This is a genomic window from Mycobacterium sp. H4Y (assembly GCF_000364405.1).
GTDB lineage: Bacteria > Actinomycetota > Actinomycetes > Mycobacteriales > Mycobacteriaceae > Mycobacterium > Mycobacterium intracellulare.
Window position 1 is genome coordinate 1,759,655 of the sequence record NZ_AKIG01000001.1, and the last position, 16,411, is coordinate 1,776,065.

Sequence of the window (16,411 nt, forward strand, 5' to 3'; positions counted from 1 at the left end):
CGAGTGAGGTCCGTTAATGAAATGTGTGCTGGCCGCCTACGGCAGCCGCGGCGACGTCGAACCCTGTGCCGCCGTCGCGCGGGAGCTGCAACGCCGGGGCCACGACGTCGTGATCGCGGTGCCGCCCGACAAGCTCGCCTTGGCCGAATCGGCCGGGCTTGCCGCGGTCGCCTACGGGCCCGACAGCCGCGAGCAGCTCGACACCGCCACCGACTTCATCCGCAACGTGCAGGATCCGATCAGCGCTTTGCCGCACCTCATGGAGCGCGTCACCAACATCTGGGCCGCAAAGAGCGAGACGCTGGCCCGCCTGGCGACCGATGCCGGCCTGCTGGTGGCCGGGATGAACGAGCAAAGGCTCGCCGCCAACGTCGCCGAGCGCTTCGGCATTCCGCTGGCCGCGCTGCACTTCTTCCCGGCGGCCGCCCTGGAACTCGGCTGGTTGCAGTCCCAGGTCACCAGCGCGGCCGAGAACGCGCAACGCCAAGCGCTCGGTTTGCCCGCGCAGGCCGTGGCGTCCACGGGGCCGACGCTGGAGATTCAGGCCTATGACGCGTTGTGCGTGCCCGAGCTGGCAAAGCAATGGGCAACCCCGCAGTACCGACGGCCCTTCGTCGGTTCGCTGACGCTGGGCATGCCGGGCGAGGCCGACGACGAAGTGTTGTCCTGGATCGCCACGGGGACGCCGCCCATCTACTTCGGGTTCGGCAGCACCCCCGTCACCTTTCCCGCCGAGACGGTCGCCGTCATCAGCGCGGCCTGCGCCCGGTTGGGCGAGCGGGCGTTGATCTGTAGCGGCCCAAACGATTTCACCGGCCTCCCGCCGGAAGATCACGTCAAGATCGTGACGGAGGTGAATCACGCCGCCGTGTTTCCGGCCTGCCGCGCGATCGCGCACCACGGCGGGGCCGGCACCACCGCCGCGGGCCTGCGGGCCGGAGTGCCCATGCTGATTCTGTGGCTCTGGCTCGATCAGCCGATGTGGGCCGAGGCCGTCGGCGCGTTGGAAGTCGGCGTGGCGCGGGCGTTCTCGGCGTCCACGTTGGACTCACTGGTCGCGGACCTGCGCTCGGTCCTGGATGCCCGCTACCTCAAACGGGCGCGCGAGGTCGCCACCCAAGTGACCGAGCCCGCCCAGAGCGTCGCCCGCGCCGCCGATCTCCTCGAAGACGCTGCCCGCACGGCGCGGCGGGACTGATAGGCGCACCGGCTTGGCGGTGGTGCAAAGCCGATCGGTCGTGTAGAAGGTTCTGGTGCACGAACCGCCGGAGGGATCATTCGACCCGTCGATGCTGCGCGAGGCGCTCATCCGGCGGATGTATCGGCGATCGTCGGCCGAGGGCCAGCTCCGGGTGCCGGCGGTGCCGGGCCTGATCGACGAGTACGTGCAATTGTGCGCCAACGTGTGCGCCACGCTGGGTGTCTGGTACACCCCCGAACAGTCCGCGCAGCTGCGGGCCGCGCTGGAAACCGAGTTGGCGAAGGCGTTCAAGGCATCCCCGCGGTCCGACGTGGTCATCTCGTACCACTCCCCGTTCGGGTCGGCCGGTGTGGACTTCCGCGTCCAGGCCGACGCGCGGACGATCGAGGCCGACTACGAGCAGTGGGTCGCCGTGCGCCCGCCGCCGCTATTCGGCACCGAACCGGACGCGCGCGTGCTGGACCTCGCCGCGCAGGCGGCCGATCCCGCCGCCTTTCGGGTGCTCGACGTCGGCGCGGGAACCGGACGCAACGCCCTGGCCCTGGCCCGCCGCGGCCACCAGGTCGATGCGGTGGAGATGACGGCGAAGTTCGCCGACGTCATCCGCGCGGAAGCCGGCCGCGAAGCGCTGCGCGTGAACGTCATCCAAAGCGACGTGTTCACCGCCATGGAGGGTGCGCACGCCCGGTACCACCTGATGGTGCTCTCGGAGGTGGTGCCCGATTTCCGGACTCCGCACGAGTTGCGCGGGATGTTCGAACTCGCCGCCGAATGTCTGGCCCCCGGCGGGCGCCTGGTCTTCAACACCTTCCTGGCCCGCGACGGCTACGTGCCCGACGACGCCGCGGTGCAACTCGGCCAACAGTGCAACAGCATGATCTTCACCCGGGAAGAGGTGAAGGGCGCGGCGGTGGGCCTGCCGCTCGAGCCCGTCGCCGACGACTCCGCCTACGAGTACGAGAAGGCGCGGTTGCCCGCCGAGGCGTGGCCGCCCACGGCGTGGTTCGAGGGGTGGGCCACCGGCATCGACGTGTTCGACGTCGAGCGAGACGACTGCCCGATCGAGCTGCGCTGGCTCGTCTTTGAGAAGGCGGGCTGAGCTCAGGCGGTCTACGCGGTCAGATCGCGCGTCGCCGGCCCCTCCAACAAGGTGCCGTCGGGCGCGAAGCGCGACCCGTGCAGCGGGCATTCCCACGCCTTGTCGGCGTCGTTCCAATTCACGATCCCGCCGAGGTGCGGGCACACCGGTGAGACGCGGTGCTCGGTGCCGTCGACGCGGCAGCGGGCCTCGAGCTGCCACGGCGGGCCGCTCACCACGCCGCCCTCCCCGTCGGGGCTGCGGCGGCCGATGCGTGCCGCCGGGGTGATCCAGCCCTTGGTCAAATTGAAGCCGACCTCGAGGTTGGCCTGCAGCGCCGTCGCCAGGCCGGTCAGCTCGTGCGGACTCCAGCTGGCGAACGCGCGCGCCCAATCCATCCGCCCACCCAGCATCCGGCTCGACAGCGCCAAGGCCGCCGCGGCGCCATTGGTCATGCCCCACTTGTTGAAACCCGTTGCAACAAAGATGTTTTCATTGTTCGGCAGGATGGGGCCCACATACGGCAGGTGGTCGATCGGCGTGTAGTCCTGCGCGGACCAGAAATGGGTCTGCACGGCCCCCGGAAAGTGCTTGCGCGTCCACGTCGCCAGCTCATCGAGCGCTTCGGACGGGCTCTTCTCGCGGCCGACGGTGTGGCCCGCCCCACCGACGATCAGCCTTTCCCCATCCGCGACGGGCGCGTAGCGCACCGAACGTGTCGGCGAATCGGTGGTGATCATCATCGGCCGGGTGATGTTGCCGGGAACCTTGAAGGCCAGGCAGTACGACCGGCTGGGCTTGACCCGCGCGAAGTAGCCGCCGCGATCCAGGATCGGGATCCCGGTGGCGAGCACCAGCTGGCCGGCCTGAAGTTCGACGTCCTGCTGGGCGGCGTCGTTGACGTGCACGCGCACGCCCTTGCCGCGCGTGGAGACTCGTCGCACCCGGGTGCCCTCGACCAGCCGCCCACCCCGGTTGAGCAACTCGACGGCCAACGAGTCGAGGAAGGGCATCGGATCGAACTGGGCCTGGTCGGGCAGCCGCACGCCGCCGTGGTAGTCGAACGGCACGTCGGCATCGTCTTCCCACACCGCCGGCAGGCCGGCCGCCTGACACGCCTTGAGTTCGGCGCGCGCCGACGGCACGCCGCGGGCCGACTGGGCGTAGGTGTAGGCGTCCTCGCGCTGCACCGCCACCCCGTGCGCCTCGCAGTGGCCCAGCACCCATTCCTGTCCCTCGCGATTGCCGTCGACGTAGGCCCGGGCCACTTCCCTGCCGTGCCGCGGCAGCACCTTCGAGAGCTGACTGCCTTGCAGCAGGCTGATTTTGGCGGTCGTGTTCCCGGTCGCGCAGGCACCCACCGTGCGCGCCTCCAGCACCAGCACGTCCTTGCCCGCGCGGGCCAGCAGAACCGCCGTCATCAGCCCGGTGATACCGGCGCCCACGACGATGACATCGGCGGATGCGGGGCCCCGGTCAAGCGGGCTTGCCGCCCACGGGCGTTCGGTTCGGTCGGTCATCCACAAAGAAGTCACGGCTGTGCTGATACCCCAACCCGGCACGAAGAAACGCCGCGCGCGTTCACCCCCGCTTCAGCCGGGCTTTCGCCTCCGCAAGCGAGTCGGCGGCGGTTCGGCTGGCTTCCTCGGCCCGCTCGTAATTGTGTTCGGCGCTACCGAGTTCGCGCTCGGCCGCCCGCAGCGCCCGCGCCGCCTCGTCACGGCGGCGCCGGGCCTCGTCGCGCTGGGCTTCCCGCTCGGACAACCTGTCGTCGGCTTCGGCTTTGGCCCGCTCGGCTTCGGCGACCGCCGCGCGGAGCTTCTCGACGCGCCCGCGATGGGGTTTCTCGGGCGCCGATTCCGGCGCCGCCTGCCCGAGGGCGCCGAAACCCGACCACTGTTCGGGCCGCGTCAGTCGGCCCAGCCGCGCCCTCACCTGCGGGTCGGCGACGGCGGCTTGCAGGGTACTGGTCAGATCCTCGCGCACGGACGCCGACGGCTGCTTCACCTCGGCGGCCCGCAGCGCGTCGCGCGTGAGTTCGTCGATGAGCTTGTGTTGCTCGACCGACAGGTCGCGGATGCGCGCGCCGTCCATCGCGGCGTGCGCCGCCCGCAACCGCTCACCGAGGTCGGCCAGGCGCTCGCGGGTGTCCTTGCGCCGCAGGGCCAGCCGGTTGACGATCCACGCCGCCGTCGTCGGCTTGGTGGCCGCCGAAATGCGTTCGGCGGCGGCGTCGTCACCGCGCTTCCTGGCCGCGGCCGTCAGCCGGGCGCGTTCGGCGGTGAACTCCTTCGGCGGCACGCCATAAAGATCGTCGAGTTCCTCGTCGGCCATGAAGCCATGATCTCTCGCGGGCCGGGCGTCGGCATGATTCTTTGCGCCGGGCGTGTACCCACGGCGAGGTCCGGCGATCTTCTCGCCCGCAATGCGCGTTCGGCCCAGGACACCTGCACGTTTACGGGCAGGGCGTCGCGGGTTATCAGGTGCACCACCATGACATTCCCTTGGCCCCGCCGGCTCCTGCTGGTCGTGTTCGTCGTTGTCGGCGTGGTCGGCGCGATCCAGATCGCATCGCGGGATCATCACTCCGAAACCGCGGCGACGACGCCCGGGCCCGCGCACGTGACGTTCACCCCCGCCCCCGACGCACACGACGTCGACCCCGTCGCTCCCGTGATGGTCAAGGCCGAGGTGGGCACCCTGGCCGGGGTCGACATGGTCAACGAGGCCGGTACGTCGGTCCAGGGCGTTATGACCCCGGACAACCTGGTGTGGAAGCCCACCGTCCCGTTGGGCTACGGGCGCACCTACACACTGACGGTCACCAGTCGCGGCACCAACGGTGTTGCGGCCAAACAAGTCTCGACGTTCACGACGTTGCGACCGTCCAACCAGACCAAGGTGTCGTTCACCACCACCGCGGAGGCGCCGCTGCGCGACGGCGGCACCTACGGCGTCGGAACGGTCATCGTCGCGCACTTCGACGAGCAGATCGCCGACCGGGCGGCCGCCGAGCGACACCTGGCCGTGACCACCACCCCGAAGGTCGAGGGCTCATGGTTCTGGGTCGACGGCCAGAACGCGCACTGGCGCCCGGAGCACTACTACGCCCCGGGCACGCAGATCACGGCCGAGGCGCAAATCTACGGAATCGCTTTGGGCGACGGGCTATTCGGGCAGGACGACAGTCGGGTCTCGTTCCGGATCGGGGATGCGCACGTCTCCATCGCCGACGACGCCACCAAACAGATCAGCGTCTTCAACAACGGAGCGCTCGTGCGCACGATGCCCACCAGCATGGGAATGGGCGGCACCGAAGATGTCGGCGGCCGCAAGATCTCGCTGTGGACCCCGCCGGGCGTGTACACCGTGCTCGACAAGGGCAATCCGGTCGTCATGGACTCCTCGACCTTCGGGTTGCCCAAGAACTCCCGGCTCGGGTATCGCGAAACCATCAACTACGCCACCAAGATCAGCACCGACGGCATCTACCTGCACGAGCTCGAAGCGACGGTGTGGGCCCAGGGGCACCGCGACACCTCGCACGGGTGCTTGAACCTCAACGCCGACAACGCGAAATGGTTCTACGACTTTTCGGTGCCCGGCGACGTGGTCGAGGTCCGCAACAGTGGCGGGCCGCCGCTGGCGCTGGAGCAGAACGGCGACTGGACGCTGAGCTGGGACCAGTGGCGCGAAGGCAGCGCGCTCAAGCCCACCTGACATTCGCGCGACGTGATCCAGACGTGACGCAGCCCATTCGTTACCCGGAATTGTGCCCCACTTCACAGGAAACTCTTGACTCGTTCCAGATAAGTGCGTCATATTGGTGCGGTGTCATCGACGGCCGATTACGCGGACAGGTTGCGGATGGCCGATCTGCGGGTCACCCGCCCCAGGGTTGCCGTGCTGGAGGTCGTAGACGCGAATCCGCACGCCGACACCGAGACGATCTTCTCGGCGGTCCGGGTGGGCCTGCCGGATGTGTCCCGACAGGCGGTGTACGACGTCCTCAACGCGCTGACCGCGGTCGGCCTGGTCCGGCGCATCCAGCCGTTGGGCATGGTCGCGCGCTACGAGTCGCGGGTCGGCGACAACCACCACCACGTCGTCTGCCGGTCCTGCGGGACCATCGGCGACGTCGACTGCGCCGTCGGCGAGGCACCGTGCCTGACACCGTCGGACGACGACAACGTTCTTGATGGCTTCGTTCTCGACGAGGCCGAAGTCATCTACTGGGGCCTGTGCGCCGATTGCTCGACTGCAGGCTCCTAGATCACAGCCCGTGATCGCAGCCCGATTCACCCACCCTCGAAAGGAATGCTGTGTCATCTGATACAACCAGTAGCCGCCCACCCCAACCAGACAGCGGGACGGCTAGCAAGAGCGAAAGCGAAAACCCAGCAATCCCTTCACCCAAGCCGAAGGCGCATGCCCCGCTGACCAACCGGGACTGGTGGCCCGACCAGGTCGACGTCTCGTCGCTGCACCCGCACTCGCCGCTGTCCAACCCGCTCGGCGACGACTTCGATTACGCCGCGGAGTTCGCCAAGCTCGACGTCGAGGCGCTCAAGGCCGACATGATCTCGCTGATGACCACGTCGCAGGACTGGTGGCCGGCCGACTATGGCCACTACGGCGGCCTGTTCATCCGGATGAGCTGGCACGCCGCGGGCACCTACCGCATCCACGACGGCCGCGGCGGCGCTGGCCAGGGCATGCAGCGCTTCGCCCCGCTGAACAGCTGGCCGGACAACGCGAGCCTGGACAAGGCCCGGCGGCTGCTGTGGCCGATCAAGAAGAAGTACGGCAACAAGATCTCCTGGGCCGACCTGATCACCTACGCGGGCAACGTGGCCCTGGAGTCGATGGGCTTCAAGACCTTTGGCTTCGGCTTCGGCCGCGAGGACGTCTGGGAGCCCGAAGAGATCCTCTGGGGAGAAGAGGAGGAATGGCTGGGCACCGACAAGCGCTACTCGGGTGAGCGCGAGCTCGCGCAGCCCTACGGCGCGACGACCATGGGCCTGATCTACGTCAACCCCGAAGGCCCGGAGGGCAAGCCCGACCCGATCGCCGCGGCGATCGACATCCGCGAGACGTTCGGCCGGATGGCGATGAACGACGAGGAGACCGCCGCGCTGATCGTCGGCGGGCACAGCTTCGGCAAGACCCACGGCGCCGGTGACGCCGACCTGGTGGGCCCCGAGCCGGAGGCCGCCCCGATCGAACAGCAGGGGCTGGGCTGGAAGAGCTCGTACGGCACCGGTTCGGGCAAGGATGCGATCACCAGCGGCCTCGAGGTGGTCTGGACGCCCACCCCGACGAAGTGGGACAACAGCTTCCTGGAGACGCTGTACGGCTACGAATGGGAGCTGACCAAGAGCCCCGCCGGGGCGTGGCAGTTCACCGCCAAGGACGGCGCGGGTGCGGGCACGATCCCCGACCCGTTCGGCGGTGCCGGGCGGGCCCCGACGATGCTGGTGACCGACATCTCGTTGCGGGAGTCCCCGATCTACGCCGACATCACGCGGCGCTGGTTGGACCACCCCGAGGAGCTGGCCGACGCGTTCGCCAAGGCGTGGTACAAGCTGTTGCACCGCGACATGGGCCCGATCAGCCGCTACCTGGGCCCGTGGGTCGCCGAGCCGCAGCTGTGGCAGGACCCCGTCCCTGCCGTCGACCACGAGCTGGTCGACGACAACGACGTCGCGGCGCTGAAGAAGAAGGTGCTCGAATCCGGGTTGTCCATCCCGCAGTTGGTCAAGACGGCCTGGTCGGCGGCGGCGAGCTATCGCAACACCGACAAGCGCGGCGGAGCGAACGGTGGCCGGCTGCGCCTGCAGCCGCAGCGCAGCTGGGAGGTCAACGAGCCCTCCGAGCTCGACAAGGTGCTGCCGGTGCTGGAAAAGATCCAGCAGGACTTCAACGCCTCGGCATCCGGTGGCAAGAAGATCTCGCTGGCCGACCTGATCGTGCTGGCGGGCTCGGCGGCCGTCGAGAAGGCGGCCAAGGACGCCGGCTACGAGATCTCGGTGCACTTCGCGCCGGGCCGCACCGACGCCTTGCAGGAGAGCACCGACGTGGAGTCGTTCGCGGTGCTCGAACCGCGGGCCGACGGATTCCGCAACTACATCCGGCCGGGTGAGAAGGCGCCGCTCGAGCAGCTACTGATCGAGCGGGCGTACCTGCTCGGCGTGACCGGTCCGGAGATGACGGTGCTCGTCGGCGGTCTGCGTGCCCTCGGTGCCAACCACGGCAGCAGCAAGCACGGGGTCTTCACCGACAGGCCGGGCGCGTTGACCAACGACTTCTTCGTCAACCTGCTCGACATGGGCACCGAGTGGAAGGCGTCGGAGACCGCCGAGAACGTCTACGAGGGACGCGACCGGGCTTCCGGCGCGCTCAAGTGGACCGCGACCGCGAACGACCTCGTCTTCGGCTCCAACTCGGTGCTGCGTGGCCTCGTCGAGGTCTACGCCCAGGATGACGCCCACGGGAAGTTCGTGGAGGACTTCGTCGCGGCGTGGGTGAAGGTCATGAACAGCGACCGGTTCGACCTTAAATAACAGTCGGATAGCGAGCGACACCCCGCGGGCCACCGGTTCGCGGGGTGTCGTGCGTTCGGATCAGCGCGCCAGATCCCATTGTCCGTAGTCGGGCGCGAGGACGTCGTCGACGTCCACGTTGATCCCGCCGAGCAGCGGGCCCGGGTTCGACGGGCTGTTGACGACGGCCTGGTAGAGCACCGCCGCCGGTTCGCGCTCCCCGTGCGACCACGACCGCGTCTGCCACGCCCACCGGTGCCCCGGCGTGCTGGAGTTCCCGATGACGCCGTCGCGGATCGCCCAGCCGCACGCCCTGGCGTGCCCGTAGATGCCGGTGCGGCCGACGCCCAGCACCGAGTTGATCCCTCGAAACCAGTCGACGGCAACGCCATTCCAGGTGTTCTCGTCGATGTCGTCGTCGATGCTGAAGAAGATCGGCGCCGAGTCCGGTCCCCCGGCCGCGGTGTGCAGCCGCATCGCCGCTTGAGCGTCGGCGACGCCTCCCTCGTGCCCGCGGGTGCAGTCCGACGGGTCGGGCCAACCCGGCTTGCCGTACTGGAAGTTGCTGACGATCTGCAGGCCCGCCGCGCGCAGCGAGTCCGCGTACGGGCGGGTGATGGGCTTCGCCTCGAAGTTCGCGCCAGGCCGCGACTCCGACACGTAATTGACCACGCCGCCGTATCCCGCGGCCTTGATTTCGTCCGGCGCGATCCTCTTCTCGGCGAAATCGATCAGCGTCAGTCCGGCGGCCGCCGCCGTCGGTCCCTCGGCCATCGCGGCCGCCAGGCCGAGGATGGTCGGGGCGAACGCGTACCTCAGGACGTCGCGTCTGGAGACAGATCGCGGCGCGTGTCCCGCCGGTGCAGCCGAATCCCGCACCGCGCGATGGTAACAAAGGCCGCGGGCCGCTCATTTTCGCCGGTCAGCACCGGCAGGTCCCCGGCCGGAAAGCCGGCGGCCCTCCGCCAGTGGCATGATCTTTGCGTGTCGGACATCCCGGGGGCCGTCTCCGCGCGAGACGGAGGATTTCGGGCTCGTTGCGCTCGCTTAGGTGATCGAACTATAGTCTGGACACATGTCCAGTTTGCTGTCACGGAGTTCGGGAGCCCGTTGACCGCGATGGATTCGGCGCCTTTCCGCGGTCATTTTCCAGCAAAGAAGAGTTGAGTATGCGAATTGCCCTGCTGTCCTACCGTAGTAAGACCCATTGCGGCGGACAGGGCGTCTACGTGCGCCATCTCAGCCACGGTCTGGTGGAACTCGGTCACGACGTCGAGGTGTTTTCCGGGCAGCCGTATCCCGACCTGCTCGACCCTCGGGTCCGGCTCACCGAGGTTCCGAGCCTTGATCTGTATCGGGAACCCGACCCTTTCCGGGTGCCGCGGCCGAGCGAAATTCGCGACTCCATCGACCTTTTGGAATTGCTGACCACGTGGACCGCGGGCTTTCCCGAACCGCGGACGTTCACGATGCGGGCCGCGCGGTTATTGGCCGAGCGGGCAGCCGATTTCGACGTCGTGCACGACAACCAGAGCCTGGGCACCGGGCTGCTCACCATTGCGGGCGCGGGACTGCCGGTGGTGGCCACCGTGCACCACCCGATCACCCGCGATCGGGTGCTGGATCTGGCCGCGGCGCGATGGTGGCGAAAACCGTTGGTGCGCCGCTGGTATGGGTTTTTGGACATGCAGCAGGAGGTCGCCCGCCACATCCCCGACCTGTTGACTGTCTCGTCGTCCTCGGCCGCCGACATCATCAGCGACTTCGGCGTCTCGCCGGACCAGCTGCACGTGGTGCCGCTCGGGGTGAATACCGAGCTGTTCAAACCGGGCTCCGGCCCGCGGGAACCGGGTCGCATCATCGCGATCGCCAGCGCCGACACCCCGCTCAAGGGCGTCCGTACCCTGCTGCAGGCGGTGGCCAGGCTGCGCACCGTCCGTGATCTCGAGTTACGGCTCGTCGCCAAGGTCGAACCCAACGGCCCGACCCACAAGCTCATCGCCGAACTCGGGATCTCCGACATCGTGCACATCACCAGCGGGCTCTCGGATGCCGAGCTCGCGGCGTTGTTCGCGTCCGCGGAGGTGGCGTGCATTCCGTCGCTCTACGAAGGGTTTTCGCTGCCGGCCGTGGAAGCCATGGCCAGCGGCACCCCGATCGTCGCCAGCCGGGTGGGCGCGCTGCCGGAAGTCCTTGGGACGGACGGCGCTTGCGCCGAGCTGGTGCCGCCCGCCGACGTGGACGCACTGACCCACGCGCTCGCCGAACTCCTGGATTCTCCGGAAAAGCGCCGCAACCTCGGCAGGGCGGGACGAACACGCGCAGTCGACGTGTTCAGCTGGGAAGCCGTCGCCGCCCAGACCGTCCGGGTCTACGAGCGGGCGATCGCCCGTACCGCGCGGGGCGAGGCGACATGCTGACAGTCGATTTCGACCGGCTCGGGATCGGGCCGTCGAGCAAGGTCATCGACGTGGGTTGCGGCGCGGGCCGGCACGCGTTCGAAGCGTATCGACGCGGCGCCGACGTCGTCGCCTTCGACCGCGACGAGGACGAATTACGGTCGGTCGACACCATTTTGCGCGCGATGGCCGACAACGGCGAGGCGCCCGCCGGAGCGTCGGCGAAGGTGGTGGTCGGTGATGCGCTCACGTTGCCGTACGCCGATCAGACATTCGACTGTGTCATCGCCTCGGAGATTCTGGAGCACATACCGCAAGACGACATCGCCATCGCCGAACTGATCAGGGTGCTCAAAGTCGGCGGCACGCTGGCGGTCAGTGTGCCGCGCTGGCTGCCCGAACGCCTGTGCTGGTTGCTGTCCGACGAATACCACGCCAACGAGGGCGGCCACGTGCGCATCTACCGGGCCAACGAATTGCGCGGCAAGATCCTCGATGGCGGAATGGAACTGACACATACCCATCACGCGCATGCGCTGCACTCGCCCTTCTGGTGGCTGAAATGCGCTGTGGGCGTCTCGAACACCGACCACCGGGCCGTGACCGCCTACCACAAACTTCTGGTGTGGGATCTGATGCAGCGACCCAAGATCACCCAGCTTGCCGAGTCACTGCTCAATCCGCTGGTCGGCAAGAGCGTGGCGATGTACTTCGTCAAACAGCAGGACGCCGATAGCCAACCGAGCGCGGGATATTCAGTTGCAACGGTCTAACCTGCCCGCGGTCGCGGGGGTGCTCACTCCCGAACAATGCCGACAGACCGCGCTGTCGATTGCCGCCGCACAGGAATCCTCGGGCGCCATCCCCTGGTTCGAGGGCGGCCACACCGACCCGTGGGATCACGTGGAGTGCGCGATGGCGCTCACCACCGCCGGACTGCTGGAGCCCGCGCGGGCGGCCTTCGACTGGAGCCGCCGCACCCAGCGGTCCGACGGCTCCTGGCCCATCCAGTTTCGGGCGGGCGTGATCGAAGACGCCAACAGCGACAGCAACTTCTGCGCCTACATCGCCGCCGGTGTCTGGCACCACGTACTGGTCACGGGCGACGCCTCGTTCGCGGCCGACATGTGGCCGGCGGTGCGCAAGGCTATTGATTTCGTCATCGACATGCAGGTCGGCAACGGTGAAATCGCTTGGGCGCGAAGCGAGGCCGGTCTGCTACCGGAAGCCTTGCTGACCGGGTGCTCCAGCGTGTATCACAGCATCCGCTGCGCGCTCGCGCTGGCGGCCTTCGTCGAGGACCCGCAGCCCGAGTGGGAATTGGCGGTGGGCAGATTGGGCCACGCCATCACCGACCATCCGGAGGCGTTCACCGAAAAAGAGCGCTACTCGATGGACTGGTACTACCCCATCCTCGGCAGTGCCTTGCGGGGGCCGGCGGCGGACGCGCGCATCAAGCAGCGCTGGGACGACTTCGTCGTCGACGGTCTGGGCATCCGATGCGTCGGCGATCGCCCCTGGGTGACCGGGGCCGAGACCTGCGAGCTCGTGATGGCGCTGGATGCCCTCGGCCAGCGCTCCGAGGCTCACCGCCAGTTCGCCGCCATGCAGCACCTTCGCGAAAGCGACGGATCCTATTGGACGGGCCTGGTTTTCGCGGACGGGAAACGGTGGCCCGAGGAGCGCACCACCTGGACCGGCGCCGCGATGATCCTGGCGGCGGACGCCCTGTCGAATGCGACCGCCGGCGCGGGCATCTTCCGCGGCGACGCGCTGCCGATGGGCCTGCAGACCGACTTCGACTGCGAATGCGTCGCAGCCGGGCCCGGCCGGTAGCCGGAGACTGTCCGCTAAATGGGTTCCCCGGGCTGGCCTCTGACGCGTTCGAGCACGCGTAGCGACCCGGTGGCCGACACCTCCCGAAACTTCCCGGAATCGATTGCGCGACAGTAGATGTAGTACGGAGGCCGCCCACCGTCCTTGGGGTCGGGAAAGACGTCGTGGATGGCCAGCGCCCCACCGGCGGCCACCCACTTGGCCCATCCGTCGAAGTCCTGGTTGGCGGCGTCCTCGCTGTGGCCGCCGTCGATGAACAGGAACTGCAGCGGCGCCCGCCATGCCCGCGCCACCAGTGGCGACTTGCCGACAATCGTGACGACGTGGTCGTCCAGCTGGGCGGTGTCGAGGGTGCGGCGAAACGTCGGCAGGGTGTCGAACAAGCCCGTGACCTCGTCGACCAGCGAGGCGTCGTGGAATTCCCAGCCCGCCTGATGTTCCTCGGAGCCGTGGTGGTGGTCGATCGTGTAGAGCACGCTCGCGGTTTGCTGCGCCGCCGCGCCCAGCAACAGGGTGGATTTGCCGCAGTACGTGCCGATCTCGACGCCGGTGCCGCCGCCGAGATAGCGCAGCGCGGCGTCGTACAGCGCGCGCCCCTCGTCGGCCGGCATGAAACCCTGTACCCGTTCGGCCAGGGCGAACAAGCGCTCGGGCGCACCCGCGTCGACGTGATCCATCAGCTGAACCTATCGCCTGGATCGGCGCCACCGTTACCGTGGTCGATGTTCGCGCTGAGCGATCACGCGAGGTCTGCGTGCAGGCCGGCCAGCGGGCCCGGCGGGATCGCTTTACCATCATGGGCGTGCGCGCCTTGCCTATCCGTAAATTCGCTGCCGTCGGCCTTGCCGCGGCGACCACCGCGGCCACCCTGGTGCTGGTCACCGCGGCCCTTCCGCCCGCGGCGCCATCGGCCGCCGCGGCCTGCCCGCCGGTGCAGGTCGTGTTCGCCCGCGGCCGCAACGAATCGCCCGGACCGGGCGTGCTGGGCAACGCGTTCATCAGCGCCCTGCGATCCAAGGTGAACAGGACCGTCGACGCCTATGCCGTGCGGTACCCCGCCGACACCGAGGTCGCGCAGGGTGCCAACGACATGAGCCACCACATCCAGGACATGGTCAACAGTTGCCCCGACACCCGGCTTGTGCTGGGCGGCTACTCGCTGGGCGCGGCGGTCACCGACGTCGTGCTCGCGGCGCCCGTCGGCGCGTTCGGTTTCGACAGCCCCCTGCCGCCGGGTGTCGACCAGCACATCGCCGCGGTCGCGTTGTTCGGCAACGGAAGTCAGTGGGTGGGTCCGATCACCAACTTCAACCCGACCTATAACGACCGGACCATCGAGTTGTGCCACGGCGCCGACCCGATCTGCAACCCGGCCGACCCGAACACGTGGAAGCAGAACTGGCCACAGCATCTCGCCGGCGCGTACATCGACGCGGGCATGGCCAACCAGGCCGCCGACTTCGTCGCCGGCAAGCTCTGAGCCAGGCGCGCAACAGGCAACGCGACAACCGCACGTCAGGAGACCGACGATTCCCGCCGTACGTCAGCAAAGCGATAACGCGCGGCGCCGCCATGCGCGGCGAAATGCCGACCGCAGCGTGTCCGACGCGCGCTGGCGAGACATTCTCAAGGGCGCCGCGCAAGTGTTCCGCCGGCAGGGGTTCGCCCGGGCGCGCCTCGAAGATGTCGCCAGCGAGGTGGGCATCAACCGTGCGTCGCTCTACTACTACGTCGGCACCAAAGAGGAATTGCTGGTCGCGCTCGTCGAGCAGCCGGCTTACGAGATGACCCGGCACTGCCGGGATGCGCTCGAGTCAGACGGGCCGCCCGCGGAAAAGTTGCGTCGCGCCCTGGGTGCCTACATCGGGGACCTTGTCACCCATCCTGAGCTCTTTGTGCTGTTCGCTGAAAGTCAGTACATCGCAACCATTCCCGAAGCACAAGGCATAGTCGAAAACGCCGACGTGTATGGCAAGACGCTGCTGGCGATCATCGAAGAAGGTGTCGCGGGCGGGGCTTTCCGTTCGGATCTGGACCCGCGGCTGGTGATGCTTGGTGTTCTGGGCATGTACAACTGGATTCACCGTTGGTATGTGCCCGAAGGTCGTAGCTCGCTGACCGAGATCGGCGATAACTTCGCGGACATGGTGCTCGCCGGCTTGCGCCCCTGATCGCGGAATGGACGGATCCCTCATCCGCGCTGGCCGTGAGCTGCGTCGGCGCCGCGGTGGAACTTAAGATTGATCGGCATCCTACGCAGACTGTCGTGTTGCCCGATCTGTGCCGCGACCTGAAAGGAGACGCAATGCCGCGTCTGAAGCCGATCCCGCGGAGTGAAATCAGCGACGAATTCACACTGAAGATGTACGACTTCATGTTCGGCGAGCGTGATCCTGTGCGCGAGCCGGGTGCGGTTGGTGGCACGCTCGGCAACTGGTGGACTGTGATGGCCCAGTCCCCCGCCGCCCTGCGCCACGCCGTCCGTGGCTTCCGCCTCTACCGCGAAGAGGTGTCCATCCGGGCCGATCACCGCGAGCTGGGCCAAGTCCGTGCGGGCTGGGTGGTCGGTAGCCAGTTCGTCTTCTCGCAGCACTGCAAAGCGGGCCGGTCGGCGGGTTTGTCTGAGGAGAAGATCGCGGCCATACCGTCCTGGCAGACCGCCGACTGCTTTGACGAGACCGAACGGCTGCTGCTGGCCTATACGGATTGCCTTGCGGGACAGCACGGTCGCGTTCCCGAGCGGTTGATAACCCAGTTGCGGGCGGTTTTCAGCGACGCCGAGATCCTCGAATTCACCTACACCACAACGATGTACGTGATGCACGCAATCATGTCCCGGGCATTGCGGCTAGAATTCGACGACGTCGACGACCCGACTGTCGAGGTCGATGATCCCGAAGGCGGCGGCGTGCTCGACATCGGCGCCGCGACGTCCGGGGCATGACTGACGATCGCTGAGAAATGATCGGCGGGGGCGCAGCGAACTGCTAGACGGTTTCGCGAGCGCGGCCGGGCGGCTCGATGGCCGCCCGGCGCCGCACTCGCAGCCCCGCATGGCCGAGAACAGGCTGACCCCGATTTCGCCGACGGCGGACAGCCAGGATAACCAGGTGACGTTGATCCGCGGTCCCGACGTAAAGCTGTCTTGGAAATCGGGGAGGAAGGTGGGCAACGCGCGCGTAGACAAACAAGGTCGCAGTGCCGAACCCCTCCATCGCCGACGCTACCGAACGCAGTGTTGTCACCGCATTCCAGTTCTCGGCCATCGGCTTCTCCCAACTAGCGGCTACTACGAACTGTAGTAGTTCTCGGAGCGTGTAAATGCCCCCCGGCGGCGCACCGCGTATGGCCGCCG

General features: G+C 68.0%; 15 protein-coding genes. 11 read left to right on the plus strand and 4 right to left on the minus strand.

The features are described from left to right. Positions 1 to 16 precede the first annotated feature (16 nt). The gene (locus W7U_RS07830) at positions 17 to 1,198 is read left to right on the plus strand and encodes a glycosyltransferase (protein WP_036428872.1); all 1,182 of its coding nucleotides are present in this window, start codon (positions 17 to 19) and stop codon (positions 1,196 to 1,198) included. Positions 1,199 to 1,253: 55 nt separating this feature from the next. After that, positions 1,254 to 2,300, plus strand: coding sequence for a class I SAM-dependent methyltransferase (locus W7U_RS07835; protein WP_008256677.1), 1,047 nt, complete (start codon positions 1,254 to 1,256; stop codon positions 2,298 to 2,300). Between the two features lie 11 nt (positions 2,301 to 2,311). Here the strand turns inward: W7U_RS07835 and W7U_RS07840 are convergent, their stop codons facing one another. Further along, positions 2,312 to 3,799 (minus strand): FAD-dependent oxidoreductase, encoded by a 1,488-nt coding sequence (locus W7U_RS07840; RefSeq protein ID WP_008256678.1) that lies wholly within the window; start codon positions 3,797 to 3,799, stop codon positions 2,312 to 2,314. A 61-nt stretch (positions 3,800 to 3,860) separates the two neighbouring features. Next, positions 3,861 to 4,613, minus strand: a complete 753-nt coding sequence (locus W7U_RS07845; protein WP_008256679.1) for a hypothetical protein — start codon at positions 4,611 to 4,613, stop codon at positions 3,861 to 3,863. 159 nt (positions 4,614 to 4,772) lie between these two features. On the opposite strand from W7U_RS07845, the gene W7U_RS07850 reads away from it, so the two are divergent. From W7U_RS07850 to katG, 3 genes are all read left to right on the plus strand, one after another. Beyond that, positions 4,773 to 5,999 carry an Ig-like domain-containing protein gene (locus tag W7U_RS07850; RefSeq protein ID WP_008256680.1) on the plus strand — a complete coding sequence of 409 codons (1,227 nt, stop codon included), beginning with the start codon at positions 4,773 to 4,775 and terminating at the stop codon, positions 5,997 to 5,999. A gap of 111 nt (positions 6,000 to 6,110) precedes the next feature. Next, entirely contained in the window at positions 6,111 to 6,551 is a 441-nt protein-coding gene (locus W7U_RS07855; protein ID WP_008256681.1) for a Fur family transcriptional regulator, read from the plus strand. Positions 6,552 to 6,601: 50 nt separating this feature from the next. Continuing rightward, entirely contained in the window at positions 6,602 to 8,842 is a 2,241-nt protein-coding gene (gene katG, locus W7U_RS07860) for a catalase/peroxidase HPI (RefSeq protein ID WP_008256682.1), read from the plus strand. A gap of 60 nt (positions 8,843 to 8,902) precedes the next feature. Here the strand turns inward: katG and W7U_RS07865 are convergent, their stop codons facing one another. Next, on the minus strand, positions 8,903 to 9,700 hold the full coding sequence (locus W7U_RS07865; protein WP_014380139.1) for a DUF1906 domain-containing protein: 798 nt from the start codon (positions 9,698 to 9,700) through the stop codon (positions 8,903 to 8,905). Positions 9,701 to 9,990: 290 nt separating this feature from the next. Here W7U_RS07865 and W7U_RS07870 point away from each other — a divergent pair, with 290 nt between their 5' ends. From W7U_RS07870 to W7U_RS07880, 3 genes are read left to right on the plus strand one after another with little or no spacing between them, the layout of a single operon-like run. Next, a complete protein-coding gene (locus W7U_RS07870; RefSeq protein WP_008256684.1) occupies positions 9,991 to 11,241 on the plus strand; it encodes a glycosyltransferase family 4 protein in 1,251 nt (416 codons plus the stop codon). After that, complete coding sequence (locus W7U_RS07875; RefSeq protein ID WP_008256685.1) at positions 11,235 to 11,993, plus strand: class I SAM-dependent methyltransferase; 759 nt, start codon at positions 11,235 to 11,237, stop codon at positions 11,991 to 11,993. Before W7U_RS07870 ends, W7U_RS07875 begins: the two co-directional genes overlap by 7 nt. Then, positions 11,980 to 13,056, plus strand: a complete 1,077-nt coding sequence (locus W7U_RS07880) for a hypothetical protein (protein WP_008256686.1) — start codon at positions 11,980 to 11,982, stop codon at positions 13,054 to 13,056. Before W7U_RS07875 ends, W7U_RS07880 begins: the two co-directional genes overlap by 14 nt. A 14-nt stretch (positions 13,057 to 13,070) precedes the next feature. Here W7U_RS07880 and W7U_RS07885 read toward each other — a convergent pair whose 3' ends face one another. Then, positions 13,071 to 13,733 (minus strand): class I SAM-dependent methyltransferase, encoded by a 663-nt coding sequence (locus W7U_RS07885; RefSeq protein WP_008256687.1) that lies wholly within the window; start codon positions 13,731 to 13,733, stop codon positions 13,071 to 13,073. 119 nt (positions 13,734 to 13,852) lie between these two features. Between W7U_RS07885 and W7U_RS07890 the strand changes: the two genes are divergently transcribed. From W7U_RS07890 to W7U_RS07900, 3 genes are all read left to right on the plus strand, one after another. Beyond that, complete coding sequence (locus W7U_RS07890) at positions 13,853 to 14,536, plus strand: cutinase family protein (RefSeq protein WP_232527320.1); 684 nt, start codon at positions 13,853 to 13,855, stop codon at positions 14,534 to 14,536. A gap of 118 nt (positions 14,537 to 14,654) precedes the next feature. After that, on the plus strand, positions 14,655 to 15,227 hold the full coding sequence (locus W7U_RS07895; RefSeq protein WP_008256689.1) for a TetR/AcrR family transcriptional regulator: 573 nt from the start codon (positions 14,655 to 14,657) through the stop codon (positions 15,225 to 15,227). 134 nt (positions 15,228 to 15,361) lie between these two features. Further along, positions 15,362 to 16,000 carry a carboxymuconolactone decarboxylase family protein gene (locus W7U_RS07900; RefSeq protein ID WP_008256696.1) on the plus strand — a complete coding sequence of 213 codons (639 nt, stop codon included), beginning with the start codon at positions 15,362 to 15,364 and terminating at the stop codon, positions 15,998 to 16,000. The last annotated feature ends 411 nt before the right edge of the window (positions 16,001 to 16,411 follow it).